The organism is Actinoplanes sp. NPDC049598, from assembly GCF_040675435.1.
Classification (GTDB): domain Bacteria; phylum Actinomycetota; class Actinomycetes; order Mycobacteriales; family Micromonosporaceae; genus Actinoplanes.
The window spans coordinates 14,068-32,772 of record NZ_JBFAOX010000016.1 but is presented as its reverse complement, the minus strand read 5'-3'; the positions used below and the strand labels follow the sequence as shown (position 1 = coordinate 32,772).

At 70.1% G+C, this 18,705-nt stretch carries 15 protein-coding genes; 3 read left to right on the top strand and 12 right to left on the bottom strand.

Features of this window, described 5'->3' with window-relative positions:
- Positions 1-1,500 precede the first annotated feature (1,500 nt).
- Entirely contained in the window at positions 1,501-2,238 is a 738-nt protein-coding gene (locus AB0J66_RS31490; RefSeq protein ID WP_364668338.1) for a hypothetical protein, read from the top strand.
- Positions 2,239-3,719: 1,481 nt separating this feature from the next.
- Here the strand turns inward: AB0J66_RS31490 and AB0J66_RS31485 are convergent.
- Together AB0J66_RS31485 and AB0J66_RS31480 are read right to left on the bottom strand one after the other, a co-directional pair.
- On the bottom strand, positions 3,720-4,682 hold the full coding sequence (locus AB0J66_RS31485; protein WP_364668336.1) for a D-alanine--D-alanine ligase: 963 nt from the start codon (positions 4,680-4,682) through the stop codon (positions 3,720-3,722).
- Between the two features lie 7 nt (positions 4,683-4,689).
- Positions 4,690-5,997, bottom strand: coding sequence for a PLP-dependent aminotransferase family protein (locus tag AB0J66_RS31480; protein ID WP_364668333.1), 1,308 nt, complete (start codon positions 5,995-5,997; stop codon positions 4,690-4,692).
- 163 nt (positions 5,998-6,160) lie between these two features.
- Between AB0J66_RS31480 and AB0J66_RS31475 the strand changes: the two genes are divergently transcribed.
- A complete protein-coding gene (locus tag AB0J66_RS31475; protein WP_364668331.1) occupies positions 6,161-6,829 on the top strand; it encodes a GNAT family N-acetyltransferase in 669 nt (222 codons plus the stop codon).
- Here the strand turns inward: AB0J66_RS31475 and AB0J66_RS31470 are convergent.
- The 8 genes from AB0J66_RS31470 to AB0J66_RS31435 form a co-directional block, all read right to left on the bottom strand.
- A complete protein-coding gene (locus AB0J66_RS31470) occupies positions 6,826-7,974 on the bottom strand; it encodes an N-acetylmuramoyl-L-alanine amidase (protein WP_364668329.1) in 1,149 nt (382 codons plus the stop codon). The genes AB0J66_RS31475 and AB0J66_RS31470 overlap by 4 nt on opposite strands.
- A gap of 97 nt (positions 7,975-8,071) precedes the next feature.
- The gene (gene trxA, locus AB0J66_RS31465; protein ID WP_364668326.1) at positions 8,072-8,395 is read right to left on the bottom strand and encodes a thioredoxin; all 324 of its coding nucleotides are present in this window, start codon (positions 8,393-8,395) and stop codon (positions 8,072-8,074) included.
- Positions 8,396-8,411: 16 nt separating this feature from the next.
- Positions 8,412-9,371, bottom strand: coding sequence for a thioredoxin-disulfide reductase (trxB, locus tag AB0J66_RS31460; protein ID WP_364668324.1), 960 nt, complete (start codon positions 9,369-9,371; stop codon positions 8,412-8,414).
- 126 nt (positions 9,372-9,497) lie between these two features.
- Positions 9,498-10,316: a hypothetical protein gene (locus AB0J66_RS31455; protein ID WP_364668322.1), complete on the bottom strand. Its 819-nt coding sequence runs from the start codon at positions 10,314-10,316 to the stop codon at positions 9,498-9,500.
- The gene (gene sigM / locus AB0J66_RS31450) at positions 10,313-10,984 is read right to left on the bottom strand and encodes an RNA polymerase sigma factor SigM (protein WP_364668319.1); all 672 of its coding nucleotides are present in this window, start codon (positions 10,982-10,984) and stop codon (positions 10,313-10,315) included. Before sigM ends, AB0J66_RS31455 begins: the two co-directional genes overlap by 4 nt.
- Positions 10,985-11,025: 41 nt before the next feature.
- Positions 11,026-12,552 (bottom strand): protein kinase family protein, encoded by a 1,527-nt coding sequence (locus AB0J66_RS31445; RefSeq protein WP_364668316.1) that lies wholly within the window; start codon positions 12,550-12,552, stop codon positions 11,026-11,028.
- 276 nt (positions 12,553-12,828) lie between these two features.
- A complete protein-coding gene (murJ, locus tag AB0J66_RS31440) occupies positions 12,829-14,580 on the bottom strand; it encodes a murein biosynthesis integral membrane protein MurJ (protein WP_364668712.1) in 1,752 nt (583 codons plus the stop codon).
- A gap of 39 nt (positions 14,581-14,619) precedes the next feature.
- Positions 14,620-15,495, bottom strand: a complete 876-nt coding sequence (locus tag AB0J66_RS31435) for a hypothetical protein (protein WP_364668313.1) — start codon at positions 15,493-15,495, stop codon at positions 14,620-14,622.
- A 100-nt stretch (positions 15,496-15,595) separates the two neighbouring features.
- Here AB0J66_RS31435 and AB0J66_RS31430 point away from each other — a divergent pair, with 100 nt between their 5' ends.
- Positions 15,596-17,029, top strand: coding sequence for a CCA tRNA nucleotidyltransferase (locus tag AB0J66_RS31430; protein ID WP_364668311.1), 1,434 nt, complete (start codon positions 15,596-15,598; stop codon positions 17,027-17,029).
- Here AB0J66_RS31430 and AB0J66_RS31425 read toward each other — a convergent pair.
- Together AB0J66_RS31425 and AB0J66_RS31420 are read right to left on the bottom strand one after the other, a co-directional pair.
- Positions 17,026-18,165: a WD40 repeat domain-containing protein gene (locus AB0J66_RS31425; RefSeq protein ID WP_364668308.1), complete on the bottom strand. Its 1,140-nt coding sequence runs from the start codon at positions 18,163-18,165 to the stop codon at positions 17,026-17,028. The genes AB0J66_RS31430 and AB0J66_RS31425 overlap by 4 nt on opposite strands.
- Positions 18,141-18,635, bottom strand: a complete 495-nt coding sequence (locus AB0J66_RS31420; protein ID WP_364668306.1) for a SigE family RNA polymerase sigma factor — start codon at positions 18,633-18,635, stop codon at positions 18,141-18,143. Before AB0J66_RS31420 ends, AB0J66_RS31425 begins: the two co-directional genes overlap by 25 nt.
- Positions 18,636-18,705: the final 70 nt, after the last annotated feature.

The following is an 18,705-nucleotide window of genomic DNA, read 5'->3' as shown; positions in this document are numbered from 1 at the left end:
GCCGTTTCACGTGAAACGTGGTCCAGGTGTTGACAGTGCGCGGCTCGGTTCGAGGGCGCTTGATCGGGCCGTTGGCGATTATGGCCGGCGATCTCGCCTCCTCGTTAGCCTGCGGTGAGACCTGGACGGCCATGAGGGCGGCTTGCTCGGGAGTGGTGCCCATTGGCCAGACGCCGAGCGCGTCAGCGCTTCGCTTGGGCCACACGTACCCATACAAGGCGCACGGCCGGTACCCGCGAATAGACGTCGCTCGAGCGTCCTCGTCGAAGCCATTCCTTTAAGCGTGCGAGGCGGAGCTGACCGAGAATCAGGACTGCGCCTTGAACATGTCATTAACCCCGATGACGCCGGTCGCCGAGGCAGAACGACGATGCTGAAAGTCCTCTCGGTCGACGCACACAGGAGTGGAGGATGCGCCTGCGTCCACCTCACAACCTCCGGGAAGGAGACCGAACAAGGCAGTAGGCGGCATGGGCCTTGGGGTTGTAGCCGGCATGCAGCGCTCGTTTTGGTCGCCGCTCAGCCAGGCCGTGGAACGGTCCCAGCGTGGTCGCAGCGGCGGTGCACGTTTCACGGGAAACATCAGGGTCCGGCTTACTCGATCTGTGACCGCCAGGCGAGACGGATCCGGGACGACGAACCGGCCCCGACCCAAGGACGCTGAATCTACAAACGAAGTGACCAGACGAGGCCGGCCCGGCGCATCAACTGCGCGCAGCTCCGGCGGTGGACTGGACGGTGGGTGGGGCCACGTCATACCAACAACACCATCCTGCCTTTTGGAAGCGTCCATAGAAGGCCGCACGCTGGGTTGCCGAAAAGGTGAGTCCCTGAGCCGTCGGTGGCCATCCGGGTGGCACTTCGGTCGAACGTTCCAGGTGCGCTGATTCGGTCACCGCCTTGCATGCACTCCCGTTGGCCGCCAGAGTTGGCGGGCAGTGTGACCAGCGGTCCGGAGACGCGCTGTAGCCCTCGGCGGCGTGGGACCGGACGCCGCTCGTGATCTGTGATCTGTTGTCTGCCTCGCATCTGACTAGCCGGACGAGGAAGCGCTGAACGGGTTCAGTTTGCGAGATCGGCTCACGAAGCGGATAAGGCCGCAGACCCTGTGGCTCGACCGCCCTCTATCGAGGGAGCAGCTCTCTGATCGAAGTCGAGGGCAATGTGGACGTCGTCTGGGTTCGGTTGGGGAGTTATCCACAGGCTGTGCGTAAGCCCTGTTGAAAAAGCTGGCGGCCCCGTTTCACGTGAAACGGGGCCGATGGGCCGAACGCTCTCCACCGGTATATCCACAGGGCCCGCAAGCCTCCGACGTCGTGTTTCACGTGAAACGGGGCAGCCTGTGGATAACTTCTGTGGATAACTTTTGCCGTGCGGCCGCGCCCACGTACGGTGATGGCGATCTACGTCGTGGGTCCGGCGGACGTTGACGATGGGGTGCCTCCACAGGTCGGAAAATTGACCCGGGACAGAGGGTCTGGCCTCGGCTAAGGTCACCTCGTGCCCGACAACACCGCCCCTCTGCCGAGCTTCACCCGCTGGCCCTCGTTTCCGTTCGAGGGCGACATGCGAGTCAAGCCGCTGGCCGCTCCGGTCGAGGTGGAGCCACCACGTGCCGGCGAAGACGTCGCCGACTGCGTCGCCTGCAATACGCCCGACGAGTCGTACATCTGGGTGAGCGAACGCTGGCGGGTCCGGGCCATGGACCGGCCTACGGGCCTCCCGGCCGTGGTGATCCTCGAGTGCCGATCGCACCTCGATCTCGGCGATCTGCCGAATCTCCTGGCCGCCGAGCTCGGTGTCATGACCGTCCGGCTCGAGCGCGCGATCCGCTCTCTCGAGGGTGTCGGACGCGTGCACGTGAACCGCTGGGGCGATGGCTCGGCGCACCTGCACATGTGGTTCCTCGCGCGCCCCTACGGCCGCCTTCAGTTGCGGGGCACGTTCCTCTCGCTGTGGGACGACATTCTGCCCGTCATCCCCGAGGCGCAGTGGCGCGAAAATCTGGCCCTTGTGGCCGCGTGGCTGGCCGAGTTCGGCGGCAAGGCGATCGCTGAGCCCGCCCACATCGACTGGGAGTCGCCCTCCACGATCACCTACTCCCCCACCGGCGACGACACTGTGGACAACGCCGACGCCGTCCACCCGGCGCCCCGCGATGACGTCCAGCCCGAGCCGTCGCGGGTTCCGACGCAAAACCCCCGGGTGGACCAGGCCGAGCCGTCCGCTTCCGCTTAGCCAGCTGTACGCGGACTGCACCGTCGCCCCGCTCTCGTGGACGTTGGTTCGCACCTGCCACAGTTCCAACGACATGCTCAGCCCGACGTTCGCTGGCTTATCCACAGAACGCGATTCGGTTCCCTACGAGGCAGCGGAGTGTGCCAGGCTTGAGCTATCAGGCAACCGCGGGAGAAACGCCGGCTCGACCGCGGCGACGGGATCCTGAAGCTCTCGACAAGCCGACGAGCCGGCAAATGGCTGGCCCCGGCAAACGGCCGATTAGTTAGTCGGACGGGCAGCCAGACGGTCGGGCGGTCAAACGGCCGAGCTGTCAGACGGTCAAACGGCCGAGCTGTCAGGCGGTCAGACGGCCGAGCTGTCAGGCGGTCAGACGGCCGAGCTGTCAGGCGGTCAGACGGCCGAGCGGACAGGCGGTCAGCGCCAGCATGAGCGTGCGCACCTTCACCGCCGCGTGGCCGAGCGGACAGGCGGTCAGGTGGCCGAGCGGACAGGCGACCCGGTGGCCGAGCGGCCCGGGTGGCCGAGCGGCCCGGGTGGCCGAGCGACCCGGGTGGCCGAGCGGCCCGGTGGCGGGCGGTCAGGCGGCGACGACCGCGGCTCGAACCGCGCCCATAGCTCATCGCAGTCGACATAGCCCCCACGTGGGTGGGGCGGATGCCGCCACCATTGTTTCCCGTGAAACATGCGGTGAGGATGAGCAATGCTCGGCAACGGCTTAGGTGCTTCCCTACGCGGCCGGTTTGGTGCCACAGAGCCGAACGGTGAGCAGGGCGGGCCTGAAGGACCAACGCGGCACTGTGAAGGCGTCTTAGGAACACCCAGAAGGTCGGCCGGCCCTGCGCGGTTGCGCGGTTCAGCCAGTCGGCATCAAGGCTGTGCGGGGAGACCAAGGCGCCGGGGTTCGGCTTACGTGGGACGATCGCCCGGGTCGGGTTGCTCTCGGGACCCCGACGAACGGACCCCGCACCGCGTCTTGGGGTAGTGGCTTCGGGCGCACGGGGGCGTGCCGGCATGAGCCGTGGGGCGGCAGCCGAATCACACAATGCGGCGGGCGCACAGTGGCGGCAGCACGCGCGGTGCTGCGGTAGTGGGCGTTGGCAAGTGGGAATGGACCAGCATGCGATGCCAATGGAGGTGGGCCTATTAAGAACGCCAAACGGGCCGGCTCGTAGTGCCGAGGCTCGGTCAGGAGAAGGAACGGCGGTCGGCTCAGTAAGCCGGCTGCGGCGGGTGGCGTCATTGGTGAGCCGGATGCCGGTCGCCAGCGGCGCGGTGATGGTGTCGGCACCGTGACCACATTCCGTTCGGTGTGGCCGGGCTGGGTCGGACAGCGGTCGCTGGTGGAACCTCGTGCGGCTCGAGCGCGGCGGATGGTTGTGGCAGGCATCTCGGGGCTCTGGTGCGCTCGGGGCCGGCGGCGGCCAGCGCGGTTGGGGCGTGGGCTGGCCGCTGGGGCGTACGGCTGGAGTCCTGAAGGGTCAGGCGGTGGCGCGGGCGACGGCTCGTTTCACGAGGGTGGCCAGGATGTGACCCAGGTCCAGGCCGGCGGCCTGGACGGCCAAGGGGAGCAGGGACGTCTCGGTCATGCCGGGTGAGACGTTGATGCCCAGGACCTGCGGGGCGCCGTCGTCGGGGACGATGAGGTCGACGCGGGAGAGGTCGCGCAGGCCGAGGGCCTTGTGGGCGGCCAGCGCCGTGTCGGCGACCAGGGCGGCCGTCGACTCGGGTAGGCGGGCGGGGGCGTGCCAGGTGGTGAGGCCGGCGGTGTAGCGGGCCGCGTAGTCGTACACGCCGTCGCGGGGGACGATCTCGACGGTGGGCAGGGCCTGCGGGCCGGAGCCGAGGTCGACGATGGAGACGGCCACGTCCTTGCCGGGGATGAACTTCTCGACGAGTGCGGTCGAGTCGTAGGCGAAGCAGCCGACCATCGCGCCGGGCAGGGCGCTGTCCTCGCGGACCACGGCGGCGCCGAGGCCGGAGCCGCCTTGTGCTGGCTTGACCATCAGCGGGAGGCCCAGGCGGTCGACGATGCGGTCGAGGACCGCCACCGCGCCCAGCTCGGAGAAGCGGTCGTGCGGGAGCGCCACCCAGTCGGGGGTGGGGATGCCGGCTTCGCGCAGCATTGATTTGGCCGACGGCTTGTCCCAGGCGAGGCGGGAGGCGCGGGCGTCGCAGCCGACGTACGGGACGCCGCAGAGGTCGAGCACGCCCCGCAGGGAGCCGTCCTCGCCGGTGGCGCCGTGCAGGGCGATCACCACCGCGTCGGGCGGGTCCTCCTGGAGGGAGGGCAGCAGCGCCACGTCGGCGTCGCGCAGCTCGGCTTGGATGCCGACGTCGCGCAGGGCGTCCACGGCGCGGCGGCCCGAGCGCAGCGACACGTCCCGTTCGTAGGAGAGGCCGCCGGCCAGAACCATCACGCGCACATCGTCACCGGTAACCATGAGGAGATCATGCCAAGTCGGGGCCGGGGGCGTCCGCGGCGGCCGTGCCGCGGCGGCGGTGGGGCTGCGCGGCCGCGGGACCGAAGACCGCGCGCATCGCGAGCTCCTGCTCCATGACGCCGGAGAGGCGGCGGATGCCCTCGCGGATGCGCTCGGGCGAGGAGTACGAGAAGTTGAGGCGCATGTTGCTGCGGCCGGTGCCGTCGGCGTAGAAGCCGGTGCCGGGCACGTACGCGACGCGGGCCGCGATCGCGCGCGGCATCATCGCTTTGGAGTCGAGGCCGTCGGGCAGGGTGGCCCACACGAACAGGCCGCCGGTGGGATGGGTCCAGGAAGTGCCGGCCGGCATCAGGTCGCGCAGCGCGCCGAGCAGGGCGTCGCGGCGTTCGCGGTAGATCTCGCGGTAGACCTTGATCTGCTCGCGCCACGGCATCGTCGACAGGTATTGCGTCACCGCGCCCTGCGCGAACGCGCTCGGGCACAACACGTTGGCCTCGCTCATCATGACGAGTTTCTCGCGCACGGCGTGGGGCGCCAGGATCCAGCCGACGCGCAGGCCGGGCGCGAACGTCTTGGAGAACGTGCTGACGTAGAAAACCCCCTCACGCCGGCGGGCCCGCAGCGGCCGCGGCGCGTCGCCCTCGAAGGACAACATGCCGTACGGGTCGTCCTCGACCACCAGCAGGCCGGCGCGCTCGCAGATGTCGAGCACCTGCTCGCGCCGCTCGTCGGTGAGGGTGACGCCGGCCGGGTTCTGGAACGTCGGAATCGTGTAGAGGAACTTCGCCTTGCGGCCGGAGCGCTCGATCTCGGCGATCGCCTCCTCGAGGGCGGCCGGGATGAGGCCCTCGTCGTCCATCGGCACGTGCTTGACCTGTGCCTGGGCGGCCTGGAAGACACCGAGTGCGCCGACGTAGCTCGGCCCCTCGGCGAGCACCACGTCGCCCGGGTCCAGGAAGAGGCGGGCGAGCAGGTCGAGCGCCTGCTGGCCGCCGACGGTGACCACGACGTCGTCGGGGGACGCGCCGGTGATGCCGGAGAGCGCCATGACCTCGCAGATGCGCTCGCGCAGCTCGATCGTGCCCTGGCCGATGCCGTACTGCAGGCTGGTGGCGCCCTGGTCGGCGGCGAGCTGGTTGAGCATCTCCCCCACCGCGTCGAGCGGCAGGGCGGCGATGTAGGGCGAGCCGCCGGCGAGCGACACGACCTCGGGACGACTGGCCACGGCGAAAAGTGCGCGGATCTCCGATGTGGTCATGCCACGCACTCGGCGCGCATAGCGATCGGTGTAGTCGTCCTGGGTAGTGCCGGTCATGCGGCTCTCACCTCGCTAGAAGAGAACAGGCCTCGCTGAAGGATGGTAGTCGGGCCCGCCACCGCGGGCCCTCGGTTGACCGGCCAGGCTGCCCAACTGGTCCCGTTCATCGCTATTGCGGCGTAGGATCCCCATCGGGGCTCGGAGTTCAAGGGGGACGACTGTGTCGCGACGCCTGGTCAACCTCACTCTGGACACACTCGAGGATCTGCCGAGGCCGTGCCGGCAGTGCGTTTTCTGGGAGCTGGACCCGGTTTCCGCCGAGCGCGCGTGCGCATCCGGTGATCCGGGGCTGGAGAAGGAGGCGTGGGTTTCGCAGACGCTGCTCGAGTGGGGCTCCTGCGGAAAACTCGCCTACGTCGACGGCATGCCGGCCGGTTTTGTGATGTACGCCCCACCGGCGTACGTCCCCCGTTCGATGGCCTTTCCGACCTCGCCCGTGAGCGCCGACGCGGCGCTGCTGATGACGGCGCACGTGGTGGCCGCGTTCGCCGGTGGCGGGCTGGGGCGCATGCTGGTGCAGGGCGTGGCCCGTGATCTCACCAAGCGTGGGGTCAAGGCGATCGAGGCGTTCGGCGATGCGAAGTTCGGCGAGGCCGACGACGAGAAGCAGACCGGCTGTGTCGCCCCGGTCGACTTCTTCCTGTCGGTGGGCTTCAAGACCGTACGCCCGCATCCGCGTTTCCCGCGGCTGCGGCTCGAGCTGCGTACGGCCCTGTCGTGGAAGTCCGACGTCGAATACGCGCTGGAGAAGCTGCTGGGCTCGATGAGCCCCGAGACGCTGCTGCGGCCGGTCCGCCCGGCCACAGCAACGCGCACGGTCGAGAACTAGCCCCGGTTCGACAGGGCCAGGCGCAGCTGGCGCACGTCGATCGAGCCGGTCGGCACGTCGCGCTCGACCGGGAAGTACATGCGCTGGACGGCGGCCAGGATCGCCTCGACGATCTGCTCGCGGAACAGCGGGTTGACCAGCCGGTCGCGGTCGGCCGGCGAGGTGAGGTAGCCGAGGTCGACGCGCACGGCCGGCATGCGGGTCAGGCGCAGCAGCTCCCACGTCTTGGCGTGGATGTGGCAGTCGCGCATCCCGGTGCGGACGACGATCTCGCGCTGCACCAGGTTGGCCAGCCGCTCCCCCACGGTCGAACTGAGGCCGCTGCCGGTGCCGTAGTGGTACGCGGCGACGCCGTCGGCCGCCTCGTTGTCGTGCCCGTCGAGGTGCAGCGAGATCAGCAGGTCGGCGCCGAGGCTGTTGGCCAGGGCGGCCCGCTCGGCGCCGCTCATCGGTTCGGTGGGATGCGGGCCGCGGGTCAGGTGCACCCGCATGCCGGCCGCGGCGAGCCGGCCCTCCAGGCGGGCGGCCAGGTCGAAGACGAGGTCGGCCTCGGACCAGCGCAGCGGGCCGTCCGGCACGACCACGCCGGTGTCGTCGCCGCCGCCGTGGCCGGGGTCGATCACGATCGTCTTGCCGACCAGGTTGGTGCCGGCCTGACGGAACGCCTCGGCCTCGCGCAGCCACTGCGGGCGGCCGCCGACGACCTTGCGGCCGAGCCGGCGCAGCGCCTTGATGGTCTGCGGGCCGCAGGAGCCGTCCGGGGTGAGGCCGACCTCACGCTGGAACTGGGCCACCGCGCGGGCCGTGCGGGCGCCGTAGATGGAGTCGGCGCGGCCGGCGTCGAAGCCCATCTCGAGCATCCGCTCCTGCAGGGTGCGTACGTCCTCGCCGACCAGCGGATCGGGCACCGAGTGGAACAGGGTGCGCGCGCCGAGCCGCCAGCGGGCGGCGTCGAGCGCGCCCCATGTCTCGTCGCCCACCAGGCCGTCGACGCCGAGGCCGCGACCCTGCTGGAAGGCCCGGACCGCCTGGTCCATCTCGTCGTCGAACACGTCCGACGCCGTCGTCAGCAGCTCCAGCCCGAGAAGGATCGATCGGATCTCGGCAACGGCCGGGCCGCTGTCTCCACGCCGGATGGAACGCACGAGCGACTCCCTAGTACGAAGAACAAACTCTGAGGAGAGTACCCCTGGCACGCCCGTGCCCCGCGTCCACGAGGGACGCGGGGCACGAATCAGCGACTCAGAGGGCTGACTCGATGAAGTTGACCAGGGCGCTCTTGGGCTTGGCGCCGGTCACCGAGTTCACGGCCTCGCCGCCCTTGAAGATGGTCAGCGTCGGCACCGACATCACCCGGTACGCGCGCGTCGTCTCCGGGTTCTCGTCGATGTTGATGCTGACGATCCGGACCTTGTCGCCCATCTCGGTGGCGATCTCGTTCAGCAGCGGGTCGACCTTCTTGCAGGGCGCGCACCACTCCGCCCAGAAGTCGACCAGTACCGGTGTGTCCGACTGCAGCACGTCGCTCACGAACGTGGCGTCGCTGATCGCCTTGCCTGCTCCCACTTCGACCCTCCCGGTCTTACAGCTCTACGAATGACGCGATGAAGCGCTCGGCGTCCAGGGCCGCGGCGCAGCCCGTGCCGGAGGCCGTGATGGCCTGACGATAGGTGTGGTCGACGAGGTCGCCGGCGGCGAAGACGCCCTGGACGTTGGTCCGGGTCGACGGGGCGTCGACCTTGACGTAGCCCTCGTCGTCCAGCTCGACCTGGCCCTTGAACAGCTCGCTGCGCGGGTCGTGGCCGATCGCGACGAAGACGCCGGTGACGTCGAGGACCTTGGACTCGCCGGTCTCGACGTTCTGGAGGCGGACGCCGTTGACCTTTCCGTCCTCGCCGAGGATCTCTTCGACCTTCGAGTTCCACTCGACCTTGATCTTGGGGTTGTTCAGGGCGCGGAGCTGCATGACCTTGCTGGCCCGGAACGAATCGCGGCGGTGCACGATCGTCACCGTCTCGGCGAACCGGGTGAGGAAGGTCGCCTCCTCCATCGCCGAGTCGCCACCGCCGACCACCACGATGTGCTGGTTGCGGAAGAAGAAGCCGTCACAGGTCGCACAGGACGAGACGCCGTGGCCGAGCAGCTCCTGCTCGCCGGGAACGCCGAGGGGCCGCCAGGCGGAACCAGTGGAAAGAATCACAGCGCGGGCGAAGTACTCCTTGTCGCCCACCCAGACCGTCTTCAGGCCCTCGGTGCCGGCCTCGGTCGGCTTGTCGGTCAGCTCGACCCGGGTGACGTCGTCGGTGATGAACTCGGCGCCGAACCTCTCGGCCTGGGCGCGCATGTTGTCCATGAGCTCGGGGCCCATGATGCCCTCGCGGAAACCGGGGAAGTTCTCCACCTCGGTGGTCGTCATCAGCGCACCACCGGACTGCACCCCCTCGATCACGAGCGGCTTGAGGTTGGCGCGGGCCGCGTACAGCGCCGCGGTGTAGCCGGAGGGCCCCGAACCGATGATGATCAGATTACGGACCTCGTCCACTGCCGACTCCTCAGTCTGCTCAGCGCCTACGGGAAATGCCCGCTCGGCGACACTGCACGCTAGAACGCCATGCTAGGCACACACCATTCCCGCCCACCGGCCGTGTCCGACCTCACCCGGGGCTGATCAGCGTACCGGGAGTTTGGCCAGGGTGTCCGCGTCGCCGGCGAGCGTGCCGCAGGCCGGGCCGCTCGCCCAGGCCCACAGGCCGTTGGCCGCGGTGAAACGGACGATGACGGCCGGGGCGCCGTCGAACCGGGCGTAGTCGACCGACTCGACCGAGAGGGGGCCGCCGGCGTTCTCCTGCTGGATCGCGTCGAGGCACTCCTGGAGCGCCTCGGGGGGCATGAGGCGGGACAACTCGGGCAGGGTGGCGGCGCTACGGTCGCCGTTCTTCTGCGCCGAGAGCGGCTCATCGGGCGTGGTGGCCGCGGTGAGGGGCTGCACCGGCTCCGCGGTGAGGGTCGAACGGGTGTAGTCGGTGCCGGTCGAGAGGATCTGCGGGGCGGCCGTCGACTGCTCGGCCACGCCGGCGGCGCTGCTGGTCCCCTGGTCGTTCGAATCGGTCCGGCCGGCCAGATAGTCCAGACCGAAACCGACAAAGGCGACAACTCCGGCGGCGATGGCGATCGGGGTCACCCAGCGCCGCTGCCTCCGCCGGGACACAGGAGCGGCGTCGTGCACCAGTTCGAGGCGCGGCGGGGCGCTGAACGCGTCGTCCAGCCGGGCGGCCAGGTCGGCCGGCATGGGCTCGGGGGCCAAGCGGCCCAGCTCGGCGCCGACCATCGCCATCCGGCCGCCGAGGGTCTCGTAGGCGGCGTGCCACCGCGGGTCGTCGGCTATCCGGGCAGCCACCACGGACTCGTCCGGCGTGCCCTCGAGCGCGCCGCCGATGTAGTCCGCCAGCAGGTCGATGTCGACCCCGCTGAAGTCGGCCCCGGTCACCTCTGGTCCCTCCGATCCGCCGCCGGTCCCGATGGGACGGATGTGGACGCCTCCTGGTTCCCCGGCGTGGGGTGAGCGACGTCTCCCCGCGCGGGTTGAGCCGCGGGTTGAACGACGTCTCCCAGCGCCAAGGCCATCTTGGCTCGCCCGCGGGCGCACCGGCTCTTGATCGTGCCGACCGCCACCCCGAGGATCTCGGCCGCCTCGGCCACCGGGTAGCCCTGCACGTCGACCAGGACGATGGCGGCCCGCTGGTCGACCGGCAGGGCGGCGAGCGCCTCACGGACCAGCAGGGCCGTCTCGTGGTCCTGGACGGGGGCGGCCGGCTCCACACCGGACGGCCGGTCGTCGGAACGGCTGCCGTCGGGCATCGGCACCGTCGGGTGGGCCTGGCGGCGGCGGATCCGGTCGAGGCAGGCGTTCACCACGATGCGGTGCAGCCAGGTCGTGACCGCCGAGTCACCGCGGAACCGGGCGGCGTTGCGATGGGCCGACAGCAGAGCGTCCTGCACCGCGTCGGCGGCCTCCTCGCGGTCGCCGATCGTGCGCAGGGCGACCGCCCACAGCCTGTCCCGGTGGCGGCGCACCAGCTCACCGAACGCCTGCTTGTCGCCCTCGACATGAGCACGGAGCAGGTCGGCGTCGCTCGCACCGTCCCCGGAAGTCACGGGAGCAATCTAACCGGATCGCGCCCGGCGGCGGGACCCGCTCAGTAGCCCGACACCTCGATCTTGTTGACGCTGACCTTGTAGCCGCCGCCCTCTTCGGCCTTGGGCAGACTGGTCAGGAAGACCAGGACGTACTGATATTTGGTGTTGGGGTCGAACGGCGAGAAGATCTCGCGGGTGCCGTCGGTCGTGGTGTCGCCGTCGCCGAGACGCTTGTACGTCTGCATGATCTTGGCGTCGCCCTCGGAGCTGTCACCCGGGTCGCTCGTGCCGGCGCGGATGTCCATCGTGACGCCCGACTGCGACAACTCGACCTCGATCTCGGAGAGCAAGCGCGGCGTGCCGAGGTTGATCAGGACACCCATGCCGGGCTTGCGGTTGCCGAAGTTGGCCTGCTTGAAGCGCTGGGTCGTCCAGGCCGTGTCGGGGTCGTTGTCCACCGTGTACTTCGCCTGGCCGGTGTCCTCGCGGTCGCCGTCCGGCGGGTCGACGATGCGCACCATGTCACCGGTGAGGGCGATCTTCTTCGGCGTCGGGGCCGGGGGTTGCTCGTTGTTCGCCGTGCTGTTGTCGGCGCCCGCGTTGGCCTGTGTGGTGTTCGACGGGTTGGGGTCGCTCGACGAGGTGATCGCGCGGATGCCGAAGACCAGGCCGATCACGGCGATGACCACGAGCGCGGCCACCCCGAGGACGATCTTGGGGGTGCTGCGGGTGGGCTCGCTGGTCGTGCTCTGCGCGAAACGCAGGGGGCCGACGTCCTCGTACTCGTCCTCGGCGGCGTCGAGCCGGGACAGCTCGGCGGTCAGCGCGTCCGCCTCGGGGGCGGCCACGCGGCGGTCGAGCAGATCCATCGTCAGGTCGTCGAGGTAGGCCGGGACGCCGGGGCGGAGCTGGCGCGGCGCGGCCGGGTTGCCACTGGCGTCCCGGTTGGCGTCGGGCAGCGTGGAGTCGCGGACCTCGGTGCGCGGCCAGTGGCCGGTGAGCGCGAAGTAGAGAATGCCGCCGATCGAGCGGACGTCGGTCTCGATGTCGTCGGCCGAGTCGGCGCGGGCGTCGGCCAGGACCACCCGGCCGTCGTCACCGATCAGCACGGTGCCGGGATGCACGTTGCCGTGGACCATGCCGGTGGCGTGCACAGCGGTCAGCGCGTCGGCGATCGCGTGGGCGATCGTGGTGGCGCGACCGGGGTCGAGTGGGCCCTCGGTGGCGACCAGCTCGCGCAGCGACTCGCCGTCGACCCACTCGCGCACCACGTACGACCGGGTGCCCTCGTCGATCGCGTCGTAGACACCGACCAGGCTGGGGTGTATCACGCGGCTCGCGTCGACCGCGGCCTGCAGCATCTCGGAGGCGGAGTCGCCGCCCGGGTAACGCAGCACGACCGCGACCGGGCGCCGGAGGATGACGTCGATGCCGCGCCACACCTGCCGGCCGGCGCTGTCGTTGTTGACGTGCTCCTCGAGGCGGTAACGCTCGGCCAGGACCTCTCCGGCAGCGGGGGCACCAAAGGTCATGACCGGCCCGTCCGCATCGGCCGCGGTCTCATGGCCTTCGCCGACCTGGGTCACCCGTCCTCCTCAGTGCTCCACGCACGGACCGTGCTGGGCGCAAGTGGCTGTGCTGGCTTGGTGTGGCTGTGCTGGCTTGGTATGGCTGTGCTGGCTTGTGCTGGCTTGGCTTGTGAAACGTGGCGTGCGAAGAGCACATGCCGACACCGACCATACCCGCCCGGGGCCATGCCGCGGCAGGTCGTCCCCCCGGCGCGGCACCGCGAAATGCCCGGCTTTGTAGATGATCGTCCGCGCCGTTAGGTGGAAAAGCCGCAGCTAGAGAACCGTCTCGACTCAGCGGCCGATCTTGCGGCGGACCATGCCGACAACTTGATTCACCTCGGCCACGCGCAACATCGTTGCCGCACCGAGATAGCCCACGAGGATCACCGCGCCGCCGGCGGCCAGCTGGATCAGCGCCTCCCCCCGGCCCGACGGCGAGCCGGCGCCAGGCAGGAAGTGCACCACGAGCAGGCCGAGGGCGGCGGCGATGGCCGCGGCCACGATGATCTTGACAAGGCCGGCCGCGAGCGAGCCGAGATTGAGCCGGCCGATCCGGCGGCGCAGGATCGCGATGGAGATCAGCGCCGAGACCGCGTACGAGATGCCGTTGCCGGCCGTCATCCCGGCCGCCGACAGCGAACTGTCCAGGACCGCCGCCAGCACCAGATAGGCGGCGATGCGGACGGCCACCACGGGCAGGTTGATCAGGGCGGCGGTCTTGTTGCCCTGCAGAGAATAGAAGGTGTAGGTGCAGAGCTGGCTGATCGAGAACGGCAGCACCGCGAACGCGGCCACGACGAGCACCGTTCCGGTGGCCAGCGCGTCGCCGTTGTCGTAGGCGCCGCCCTGGAAGAGGGTGACCGCGATCGGGGCGCCGAGCACGCCGTAGATGACCGCGATCGGCGCCAGCGCGGTGACCACGAGCCGGATGGCCCGGCTCAGGTCGGCGCTCACCTCCGCGTACCGGCCGTCGGCGGCGGCGGCGCTCATCTTGGGCAGCAGCGCCGTCATCACCGAGACGCCGATGATGCCGTGCGCCATGGTGAGCAACAGGAAGACGTTGTTGAAGGCGAGCACGCTGGCGCTGTCCTGGCCGGCGACCCGGTTGAGGATGCGGACGACGACGAAGACGGCGATCTGGTTGGCCGCGACGTAGCAGAGCATCCAGCCGGCCAGCCGGCCGATCTCGCCGAGCCCCAGCGACCGGGGATCCCAGCGCCACTTCCAGCTGAAGCCGACCTTGCGCAGCGCCGGCAGCAGACCGACCGCCTGGACCACCATGCCGAGCAGCATGCCGCCGCCCATGACGGCGATCCGCGCCGGCGTCATGTCCTCGGGCTGCAGGCCCTTGGCCGTGCCGAAGGCGCCGATGAACACGCCGCAGGCCGCGATCACGACGATGTTGTTGAGGATCGGGGCCCAGGTCGGCGCGGCGAAGTGCCCGCGCACGTTGAGCACCGCGGCGATCAGCCCGGACAGGCCGGTGAAGAAGATGATCGGCAGGATGAGGTACGCGAAGTGGGTGACCAGGCTGCGGTAGGCCGGCGTGTTGTCGCTGCTGGACTGGATGGCGGTGATGAGCGGCGCCGCCACCACCACGATGGCGGTGGCGAGGCCGAGCGACACGACCGCGAAGGTGAGCAGCTTGCGGGTGAACTCGAGCCCGCCGTCCGGGTCGGCCTTGCGCCGCCGCACTAGCAACGGGATGAGCACGCTGGAGAGGATGCCGCCCAGCAGCAGCTCGTAGATCTGGCCGGGCAGGAACTGGGCGCTGGTGAACGCGTCACCGATGCCCGCGCCGAGGGTGATGCCGATCAGCGCGTTGCGGACGAAGCCGATGATGCGGCTGACGAAGCTGCCGATCGCCATCATGGCGCTGTGCGCGGTCGTGTTGCCCGTGTCGTCGCTGGGCAGCGCCTCACCGCCGGTGGCGGCCGCGCCGGGCAGCTGCTCCTCGACCGAGATGATCGTGACGCCGTCCTCCGGCCGCAGCGGCCGGCCGTCCGGCGCCGCGTGCGCGCTGCGGTAAAGACCGCTGTTCACCTGATGCCGCTCCCGACCGTCGTACAACACGTACGTACCTTAAAACTGTCGTCCCAGCAGGGTGCCGGGCGCGGCCCCGGCGAGGGTCTCCACCATCCAGCACGCCTCGGCCGGCACGAGCGGCTCACTCAGGGCGTCCAGCACCGTCGGATGATCGCAGCCGGCCTCGGTCAGTGCAGCCAGAAGGGCGGGAATGCGCCGAAGGTCACCTGTGTCCAGGATTTCCCGGGCCAGGGGCCACGTGTCGGCGTACCACTGCTGGTGGGGCACGAGCTTCAGGTGCTCGCCGGCGCGGCGTACGACATCGGCCAGGGACTCGCGCGGGAAGCGCGACCCACCACGGACCTCCCGAAAGGCCCAATCGGGGCTGGTCATGGCGGTGATCGTGTCCTCGTCGAGGACCTGGGGCGACTCGACCGGCGGGGCCGGCCACCACTCGTCGCTCGCGAACAGCGGCAACGGGGTCTGCTCGGGGCCGGCGGAGACCGCCGGCGCCACCTCCCGCTGCAGCGAGCGGTAGGCGGCGCGGCGCATCGCGGTCGCGGCGGGATCCTCCTCGGTGTCCGGCGCGAAGGGAGACAACAGGGCCACCACCAGGCCCGGATGCGGCAGCGTGGGGTCCTCCCAGGCGATCACCCGGGCGCAGAGATCGAGCTCCGGCCAGCGCAGCGCGGCCGGGAAGGGGCCGTCGGCGGGCGCGGCGCCGAGCTGGATCGGCTCGCTGGAGGCGGGGCCACGCAGGCCCAGGGTGCGCTCGCCGGTGACGAGGTCGAGATCGAGCACGAGCGCGTAACCACCGGTGACTGGAAGGGTCACCCGGAGTTCGCGCTGGTCGGCGTCGTCGGTAATCGCGCTGTCACCCGTCCAGAACGCGGGGTTCGTGGCAAGAAGACGAAGCGCCTCGGATACGGGCACCCGACCATCCTGCCCGCTGTCACCCGGCTCCGCTAACCCCCATCCGACCGCCCCACCCGCCGCCCTTGAACAGACTGAAGGCCGATACCCTGGTAATCCCATGTCTGTGTTGAATTCCGCCCAACAGAACGCGGTCGCCGAGTTGCTCCGTGTGTCCCCCCTCGCGGATGAGCTGGGGCGCCGCTTCCACGCCGCCGGCCACGAGCTGCACCTCGTCGGCGGGTCGGTGCGGGACGCGCTGCTCGGCCGCCTCGGTGACGATCTCGACTTCTGCACCGACGCGCGGCCCGAGCAGACCCTGGCGGTGGTGCAGGGCTGGGCCGACGCGATCTGGGAGACCGGGCGCGAGTTCGGCACGATCGGCATCCAGAAGGACGGTCTCCGGCTGGAGATCACGACCTTCCGGGCCGAGGCGTACGACGGGGTCACGCGCAACCCGGTGGTCGAGTACGGGACGTCGCTGCTCGAGGACCTCGAACGGCGCGATTTCACGATCAACGCGATGGCGGTGTCCCTGCCAGGGCATGAGTTCACCGATCCGTACGGCGGCCTGAAGGATCTTGATCTGAAGCGGATCCGGACCCCGGCCGCGCCCTCGCAGTCCTTCGGTGATGATCCACTTCGGATGCTGCGCGCGGCCCGTTTCGCGGCCAAGCTGCAGTTCACTGTGGATCCGCCGGTCATCGCCGCCATGTCGGAAATGTGCGCCGATCTCGACCGGATCACCGCCGAGCGGATCCGGGACGAGTTCACCAAGCTGATGTGCGGCGCCGACCCCATCGCCGGGATCCGGCTGCTGGTCGACACCGGCCTGGCCGACCGTTTCATTCCCGAGATCTCCGGGCTGAAGCTCGAGATCGACGAGCACGCCCAGCACAAGGACGTCTACGAGCACACGCTGATCGTCGTGATGAACGCGATGCGTCTCGAGGGCGAGGACGGCCCCGACTTCGTGCTGCGGATGGCCGCGCTCATGCACGACGTCGGCAAGCCGGCCACCAAGGCCGTCGGCCGGGACGGCCGGGTCAGCTTCCACCACCACGAGGTGGTCGGCGCGCGCCTGACCAAGCAGCGCATGAAGGCCATGAAATACCCCAAGGACATCACCTCCGACGTGGTCGAGCTGGTCGGGCTTCACCTGCGCTTCTACGGGTACGGCCGGGGTGAGTGGACCGATTCGGCGGTGCGCCGCTACGTGACCGACGCCGGTCCGCTGCTCGAGCGCCTGCACAAGCTCACCCGCTCCGACGTGACCACCCGCAACCGGCGCAAGGCGGCCAACCTGGCGGCCGACTACGACGCGCTCGAGGAGCGGATCTCCCGCATCGCCGCCGAGGAGGACCTGGCCCGGGTCCGGCCCGACCTCGACGGCAACGCGATCATGGAGCTGCTCGGCGTGCCACCCGGCCCGGTCGTGGGCCAGGCGTGGCGTCACCTCAAGGAGCTCCGCCTCGACCACGGGCCGCTGACGCGGGACGAGGCCGAGGCCGAGCTCTACAAGTGGGCCCGCGACAACGGGCACCTGCCCGGTTAGGGCAGTCCGGCGCTGACCGTGCGCTCCCGGAAGTCGCGGGGCAGCGTCATCACCTCGACGACCGTGCCGTTCGCGTCGTACAGGGTGGCCCGTTTGTCGGTGAGCCCGAGGATCTGACCGCTGGGCAGGAAGCGCGCGTTCGACTCGGGGATCTGCTTGATGATCTTTCCGGTCGTCGTGTCGGCGACCCGCCGTCCCGGCCCACCACCCAGCTCGGTGGTCTCGAGCAGGACCCGGCGGCCATCCGGCGACCAGGCGTTTCCGCTGACCGGAACGCCGGGCACGGGCAGGGTGCGTACCTGCCGGGCGGTTGCGACGTCGAAGACGGCGACCTCGGCGACCATGTCGGCCTTGTCCTCGGACTGGGTGACGGTGAGGTCACGCCGGGCGAGGGCGATGCTCTTGCCGTCCGGCAGCCAGGTGAAGAAGCAGTTGTCCGGGCAGGCCGCCATGGCCTCCGGAACGGTGTGCCGGCTGGCCTTGCCGGTGGCCGCGTCGAACACCGTGTAGCCGGTCAGCGTCGAGGCGAGCAGGCGGGTGCCGTCGGGCGACCACTGCGGATCGAGCGTGTAGCCGATCCGCACCCACTTGATGCTGCCGTCGGCCCGGATGAGGCCCAGGCCGCTGGCCCCGTCGCTGACCACACCGCGATTCCTCGCGGGCGCGCCCCACACCGTGTAGTAGTCGTTCTTGAGCGCCACATACTGCCCGGTCGACCGGTCGAGGACCACGTTGCCGGTCTGCAGGGTGCGGCCGGCCTTCCGGTCCCGGCCGACGTCGTTCCTGGTCACCGCGGTGACGATGGCGCCGCCGGGCAATTTCAGAGGCGCTTTGGCCCAGTTCTTGGCCGCGGTGGTCTGGCGTACCGCCGTCGTGGTCGCGGTGGGGGTGGGGGTCGGGCTCACCGGGACCGGTGGGGCTTTGTCGTCTTTCCACAGGACGTACGGGGTGAAGGCCACCGCTATGAGCGCAAGAGTCGCCCCAGCCACGCCCGCGCGCCGGCGTCGGCGGATCTTGCGGCCCTGCCGACGGGCGGCGTCGGCCAGGCCCACCGCCATCGGCGCCCCGGCCGCGAGATCGCCGACGGTGGCGCGCACGTCTTCCTCCAGGGTCATCGCGAGGCCTCCAGTCGCCACGTGCTCTTCTCCCGCAACTTGGCCAGCGCCCGCGAGGTCTGACTGGCCACCGTCCCGGGCCGGCAGCCCAGCACCTCGGCCGTCTCCTCGACGGTGCGGTCCTCCAGGTAGCGCAGGACCAGCACCGCCCGCTGCCGCGCGGGCAGGCTCAGCAGCGCCTCGCGCAGGGCGAGCCGCTCGGTCACGTCGTGTTCCCGATCGGGCCGGTCCGGCACCTCGGCCATCGGGACCTCCCGCCCGTGCCCGGTACGCCGCCAGCCGGAGACCCGGTCGTTGTAGATGATCCGCCGCACATAGGCCTCGGCATCCCCGTGGATGCGCGGCCAGCGGGCGTACGCCTTCGCGAGCGCCCCTTGCACCAGGTCCTCCGCGGTGCGGCGATCCCCTGTCAGCGCATGCGCGATCCGGAGCAGCACCTGCCCCCGTTCCGCGACGAACGCGGTGAACTCCGCTTCCAGCGACTGCTGCACGCGCCACCTCCCCCGTGTATGACGCCCGCGGGCGGGAAAGGCTTGCATGGATTTTCGAAGTTGTCGTACC

Excerpts from the sequence above, each read along its gene's own strand:
- AB0J66_RS31485 (WP_364668336.1), bottom strand. The coding sequence starts at position 4,682 with ATGGTTACCGGTGACGATGTGCGCGTGATGGTTCTGGCCGGCGGCCTC.
- AB0J66_RS31480 (WP_364668333.1), bottom strand. The coding sequence starts at position 5,997 with ATGACCGGCACTACCCAGGACGACTACACCGATCGCTATGCGCGCCGA.
- AB0J66_RS31430 (WP_364668311.1), top strand. The coding sequence starts at position 15,596 with ATGTCTGTGTTGAATTCCGCCCAACAGAACGCGGTCGCCGAGTTGCTC.